This is a genomic window from Acidobacteriota bacterium (assembly GCA_030949985.1).
In the GTDB taxonomy this organism is placed as follows: domain Bacteria; phylum Acidobacteriota; class Polarisedimenticolia; order J045; family J045; genus JALTMS01.
Window position 1 is genome coordinate 1 of record JAUZRX010000040.1, and the last position, 1,069, is coordinate 1,069.

General features: G+C 65.6%; 2 protein-coding genes. One reads left to right on the forward strand and one right to left on the reverse strand.

Translation table 11 applies throughout. The features are described from left to right. On the forward strand, nucleotides 1-667 hold a 667-nt coding region (locus Q9Q40_09890), incomplete at its 5' end, for a ZIP family metal transporter (protein ID MDQ7007534.1). A 175-nt stretch (nucleotides 668-842) separates the two neighbouring features. Here Q9Q40_09890 and Q9Q40_09895 read toward each other — a convergent pair. After that, the coding region (locus Q9Q40_09895) for a hypothetical protein (GenBank protein MDQ7007535.1) at nucleotides 843-1,069 on the reverse strand (227 nt) is incomplete at its 5' end.

Sequence of the window (1,069 nt, forward strand, 5' to 3'; positions counted from 1 at the left end):
AGATGAAGAGGCGCTCGCCGAGGCGCGGACGGTGGCCATGGAGGCCCATATCGTCGACTTCGGCCTGAGCCTTCACTCGGCTGTCCTCGGCATTACCCTCGGCCTCATCCGTGAATACGCCAGCGTCCGGGTCCTCTTCATCGCAGTGGCCTTCGACCAGTTCGCCGACGGTGTCTCCGTGGGTGCCACGCTGTCCGAGTCGGCGCTCCTCACGACGTGGCATACGGCCATCCTCCGTGCTGTCTTCTCCCTGGCGTGCCCCATCGGCATCACCATCGGTGTGAGCATCGACGCCGCCGGTGGCGCGGCCGATCAGACGGTGCAGGGTGTCTTCGCGGCCTTCGGGGCTGGTATGCTGCTGGTGATTGCATTCACCAACATGCTCCCCGTGCTCACCAAGCCCTTCGACGCCCTCGCCGAGTGCTGCGTCCACGAGAACCACGATGCCGACCACCACGGTGGCGCGGTCCCCCACCGCCACGCGACCGGCACGCCCGCCACCAAGCAGGCCGCCGGCGACGACGAGGCGACGACCGCCGTCGAGGTCGACTCGTCGTCCGGCGATGCCGACGGGTCGCAGCCGCTGACCGTCCTGTGGCGCATCTCGCTGTACATCTGCGTTGCCCTCGGCATCGCGGCCATGGCCATCATCGCCAAGTGGGGATGAGTGAGGATGCTTCGGCCCATCATCCCTTCAACCGGCGGAGGTGTCCTCCTCCACATCCCGTCTCGCTACCACACGTCCGTGTGCTCGCACATCCCACCCCCACCACCACGGGGCTGGCTGCGCGACTGTCACTGCGACGTGCATCATCCCCTCCTTACGGCAGAGCGATTAAGATTCAGGCAAGTTGCTGTGCAGGACGCGACGCTGGCCGTCGCTCCTGCATGCCCCGCCGCTGGATCGCGAGCCTTTTTGGCCATTTGAAGCACGTGCCGTTGCCTTTTTGCTTGCTGTTCGCTCGGTCGCCCTCCAGATCTTTGATGCTCGCCACACCTTGTCGTCCATGCGCCGGATTGTAGGAATCGTCGCGCGAAGCTCGAGACCCCACCGGTTGGCCATGTCTAC